The organism is Microcystis sp. M31BS1 (assembly GCF_020245285.1).
Lineage (GTDB): Bacteria > Cyanobacteriota > Cyanobacteriia > Cyanobacteriales > Microcystaceae > Microcystis > Microcystis panniformis.
On sequence record NZ_JADBVE010000234.1, the window covers coordinates 1 to 5,037 of the forward strand.

A 5,037-nucleotide genomic window follows, 5' to 3' on the forward strand; every position below is an offset into this window, starting at 1 on the left:
ACGGCAGTCTGGCAAGCATGGGAGTTTAAATCATCAACAAATTTAAACTCTTTCCTTAATGCTGTGTTGTACCGAAATAACTCTGTTTTGCCAACACCCCGATTATCCATCCAATAACGCAGGACTTTATTCCGAACAAATTGGGTTGTCCGTATTGCCTCATTAATGGCTTCTATTTGATTAGGTTTTGGCTTAACTTTGTATTTTAGTACAAACATTTTGACATTGCTCGATCGAGTATCGACATCTTAACACAAAATTCCTTAAGTTGACAGGCTCTTCGGTTTGTGTTATGCAATGGACGGGGGTTATAAGGGATGGAACCCTTATATAGAAAGGCATTTAGCGATTTTTGTTAATTGTTTTTATCTAGAGCGAACTAATCAATTAAGTCTCTTGCCAGATAAGGATTTAGTCGATTTATGCCCCCCTATCGAACCATACCAAGTAACGAAGAACCAGTTGACAATACATATTTAAGGTGGAGCTGCCCGACCCTGCGCGGGCATGGCGGGGCTTGTACCCAAATTTTCGGTCAACTAATGTTAGCTTTTCTTGATAATTGATCATCCCTCATCACTTTTTCCCTTTCATCAAAGCGGCCCGGGCCTGTTCGCGGTCATCGAAATGGATTTTTTCCGTCCCCAAAATTTGATAATCTTCGTGACCTTTACCCGCAATAATTACTCCGTCTCCCGGTTGTGCTGTTTGAATAGCGGTGTCAATGGCCAAAGCGCGATCGCTAATTACCTGCACGGTAATTTCTGGGGGAATGCCAGCGATAATATCCTCAAGGATTCGTTCGGGAGACTCTGTGCGAGGGTTATCGGAGGTAACTATGGCTAAATCTGCTAATTCTGCGGCTATTTTACCCATTAACGGTCGTTTTGTCCGATCTCGATCGCCACCACAACCAAAAACACAAATCATCCGACCGGAAATAAAGGGCCGGGAAGCTTTTAAAACATTCTCTAAACTGTCGGGAGTATGGGCATAATCGACAATGACGCTGATATCTTGGTCGGGAGCGGTGCTAACCCGTTCCATCCGCCCCGGTACTCCTGAAAATTGGGGAATTTGGGCGATTACTGTCTCTAAATCTACACCACATTCTAACACTGCCGCCACCGCCGCTAACAGGTTAGCTAGATTATATTGACCCACTAGAGGAGAAGCAAAGGCTATTTCTCCTCGGGGAGTCACCATCACCCCTTCCACTCCCGTGGGTTGATACTGTAAATCCTTAGTATAAAAATCGGCACTAGCATCGGACACACTATAGGTTAAAACCTGTTGGGGAGACAGGGAGGCCGCTAAACGTTGACCATAGGCATCATCAACGTTAATAATCGCCTTACCTTGCAGATAATCGGTACTAAATAATTTAGCTTTAGCGGCAAAATAATCCTCCATATCGAGGTGATAATCGAGATGGTCCCGGGTGAGATTAGTAAACACTGTCACGGGAAAAGTACAACCCTGTACCCGTCCCTGGGCCAGTGCATGGGAACTAACTTCCATGACGGCGATTTCATTGCCGGCGCTCACCGCTTTGGCCAAACTGGCTTGTAACTCGTTAGCGAAAGGGGTGGTATGATTAGCGGTTTCTTGGAATCCTTGCCAACGGGTGTAAAGAGTCCCGAATAAAGCGGTGGGAATCCCTGCTTGGCTGAGAAAATATTCAATTAGATGGGTGGTGGTGGTTTTGCCGTTGGTTCCCGTCACACCGATTAATTTTAGGGTTTGGGCAGGATAATGATAAAATTTAGCAGCGATCGCGGCAGTGGCAGTAACTAAATCTGCCACAACGATTACGCAAGCATCCTCCGGGGGGGGAAATTTAGCGGCGGCTGCCGGGGAGATAATCGCCGCTAGGGCCCCGGTTTCCAAAGCGGAACGCCAAAATTCGCCGCCATCCACCCGCGTTCCGGGTAAACCGATAAATAGATCTCCCGGTTGACAAGCATGGGAATTGGTGGAAATTCCTGTAATCTCGGTAATAGAAGCGATAGGAGAAGAAATCGGGGAAACCGGAGTGATATTTGTCAAAAGTTCTTGTAGTTTCATAGTCAGGATTGAATCTAGGGATTGCTGCTTTTAGATTAGCCGATAATCAAAGAGGTTCCTAGTCCGAAATGGGAAGTGGGTTTTTCAGTGATCAGTAAACAGTAATCAGTAATCAGTGAACTGAAAACTCACATCTGATAAGGCTCTCTTGTACTTTGTGGGAAAATGTGGGTATTCTTGATAGTTTCTTGGGTAAGTAAGCACTGAAAGCCTTATCCAAAGACCGTTTGAAAAGCCATAAATTTTGCTTATCACACGAAACCCAAGAGAGCCTCTGATAACTGATAACTGATAACTGATAACTGAAATCCCCAAAACCCTATCACCCTATCACCCTATCTCCTGCCTTTTGCCTTTTGCCGACCGGCTCCTGATATCTGCGATAAGCTAAAAAAAACAAGGCTATAGCTTGTCAACTATTGACGATTTTCTGCTGACTATTTTCGGGATATTTATATGCAATTCGTCGATTTTCTGGCTCTCATTCATCCTGTCCTAGGGATAGTGGTCGTTTTCCCTATTATCGGCCTCGTAGTTAACTTTGCTTGGCAAACCCGTCAACGTCGCCTAGAAACCAACCCGGGAAATAAAAGTAAAATTCCGCCAGTGGTCGGGCTGGAACATCTACGCTTAGGCCGCTGGTTAACGGCTACAGTGGTAGGGGTTAACCTGTTAGCACTAGCTTACTCGGTCGTTTACGGTTTTAATGGTTTTGTCGATCAACAAAAAGACGGAAAATTAGACTCCTTTCAGGTCATTTTTGTGATTTTGATGTTTTTTGTCACCATTGCCTCTTTGGTCTGTCTCTATCGCGCTAGACAAGCTCTCTGGCGCGGAATTTTTGCCACCTTGACTGGCATCGGTTTAATTATTATCGGTTCTCAGGATGGGGTCTGGCGACTCTCGGACCAATGGTACTGGTCCCACTACTATATCGGTATGGCGGCATCAATACTGATGATTTTCTCTCTGGCCATTGTCGAAGATATCTATAAAGACCGCTCCCATCGTTGGCGCATTGCCCATACAATCCTCAATTGTATCGCTCTGGCTCTCTTTCTGGGACAAGCCATGACCGGTTCGAGGGATTTACTGGAAATTCCCCTCAGTTGGCAAAAACCGGCAATTTATCGCTGTGATTTCACCAATAAAACCTGTCCTGAACCGAAATCCTCAACCCCCCTCATTAACCCGATAAGCTAAACTTTTTTAGGGACTGGGAGAGGGTGAAGCAGTTGGCGCACACAGAGATGTACCCGTAGTATCAATGGGTTCCTCACACCAATTGTCAATACCACCAAGTTGGGGAAATGGGGGTCTCAGGTCTTCGATTAATTCAGTCCATTCTACCCTTTGAGTAACAGCTACAGCACCGCTAGTTGAGGCACAGTCTGAAATTTTGCCCCAATTTTTACCCCAGGCAGCACCGAAGAAATTACCATTACCAGTGTTACCGAGGGAATAGTGAGGAGCAAAGATAAACGCTTGTAGTCTTTGGTCTCCTCTCAGACAAATTTTCGCGGAATCTGATTCACTATAGGCATAAATTTGTAGATTGCCCGGTTTACAGTCAGGCTTAGCACCACAATTGTGTTCGATCGCACCGTTAATATTACCTTGAACATAGAAAAATACCCGGTACCCCGCAGTGATGGTAATCTTCTCGTCATCTTCCTCATCCAAGTTGATATTATTAACAATATACTCGTACACTCCGCTGGGAGATGCTGTGTCTCCCGTTCTGGGAAAAGTTTCAGAACTGGTAAGGTCTCCTAGGCTTGGAATACCGGTGGGAGTCTCCGGTAAATTGGGGAAAAACACACCGACAACTTGTGCTTTGTAGGGGGGGGTTCCAGTGCTGGGCGTTGGAATCTTATCCTGCTTAATATCACATTCTGGCCACGCCACAACCTCCACCACATCCCCTTCAAATTTAGCACCATCGTCCGCCGTTCCCTCACTTATCCATAAAGCTGGGACCGTGGTGCGGTTAAATGCGAGGGGAGGGGCATCAAGAATAGGGATAGTTACCACCACACGGTTACGGGAGGCGGCATTGTCGTCACTATCTCTATTGATAGCAATGTTAGTTAGGTCTTCTTCGGGACTTTTGCGAGAACGTCCTTCGAGGGTGAGAACTCCCTGCCTGGACACAGGATTATAATCATATCCAACCACGCGATAATAACGATTATTACCGAGATCAACCCATCTATCTGCGCTCAAACCTCTTAATTCATCGATTTTTGCCGTCAAGGTAGCAGCATCGTTGGGATTACTACAGGAGGGGGCGGCGTCGACTAATTTTTTTAAATGTTTTTGTAAATCGTTACTGGGATCAGTAACCACTTCGGCGTTTTTCCAACAGCCGTGAGTATCACAGTTACTATCACTATTAAACCTCGCCATAACTCGAACACTATTGAGTAGATCCTGCACGCGAGCCACTCCAACTTCGGAACTTCTTAAAGCATCAGCCCGGACTTTTTGGGCAATTACTTTCGATTGGTCCCCTTGGGCGCGCATTATCATAGTTATTCCTGTCACCATGAGGATGAGTCCAATTAACACGGCAAGAGGCAAGGCAAACCCCTTTTCCTTATTAGCCATCAGGTGAAGGTATAAACGATTGTTCATAAGCCAGTCCATCTAAGAATGGTTACTTTTACTACAATAATATCAATTTTTGGTCAAGTGAAAACTGTGAGAATACAGGAATAGCACTGTGAGTGAAATCACAGACTAAGGCCAGTTGATAGGATAATCAGCCAGTAATTTTTCGATAAGTATGTAGGCGTTAAAAATTATCAGACACCCCCCTTATCAAGGAGGATCCCCCCGCCTATCGGCACCCCCCTTATCAAGGGGGGCAGGGGGGATCGGCACCCCCCTTATCAAGGGGGGACTAAGGGGGGATCGGCACCCCCCTTATCAAGGGGGGACTAAGGGGGGATCGGCACCCCCCTTATC

The 5,037-nt window shown here is 45.9% G+C and carries 4 protein-coding genes and 1 pseudogene; 2 read left to right on the forward strand and 3 right to left on the reverse strand.

The window, feature by feature from the left end; translation table 11 throughout:
- Positions 1–218 (reverse strand): annotated as a pseudogene (locus tag IM509_RS13880) (RNA-guided endonuclease TnpB family protein); the annotation flags it as partial.
- A gap of 79 nt (positions 219–297) precedes the next feature.
- Between IM509_RS13880 and IM509_RS13885 the strand changes: the two are divergent.
- The gene (locus IM509_RS13885; RefSeq protein WP_128575151.1) at positions 298–480 is read left to right on the forward strand and encodes a hypothetical protein; all 183 of its coding nucleotides are present in this window, start codon (positions 298–300) and stop codon (positions 478–480) included.
- 96 nt (positions 481–576) lie between these two features.
- Here IM509_RS13885 and IM509_RS13890 read toward each other — a convergent pair whose 3' ends face one another.
- Positions 577–2,067 carry a UDP-N-acetylmuramoyl-L-alanyl-D-glutamate--2,6-diaminopimelate ligase gene (locus IM509_RS13890; protein ID WP_185238043.1) on the reverse strand — a complete coding sequence of 497 codons (1,491 nt, stop codon included), beginning with the start codon at positions 2,065–2,067 and terminating at the stop codon, positions 577–579.
- 456 nt (positions 2,068–2,523) lie between these two features.
- Here IM509_RS13890 and IM509_RS13895 point away from each other — a divergent pair, with 456 nt between their 5' ends.
- Positions 2,524–3,270, forward strand: coding sequence for a DUF4079 domain-containing protein (locus IM509_RS13895; RefSeq protein WP_185238044.1), 747 nt, complete (start codon positions 2,524–2,526; stop codon positions 3,268–3,270).
- 6 nt (positions 3,271–3,276) lie between these two features.
- Here IM509_RS13895 and IM509_RS13900 read toward each other — a convergent pair whose 3' ends face one another.
- Positions 3,277–4,704: a DUF7305 domain-containing protein gene (locus tag IM509_RS13900; protein WP_185238045.1), complete on the reverse strand. Its 1,428-nt coding sequence runs from the start codon at positions 4,702–4,704 to the stop codon at positions 3,277–3,279.
- Between the last annotated feature and the right edge of the window lie 333 nt (positions 4,705–5,037).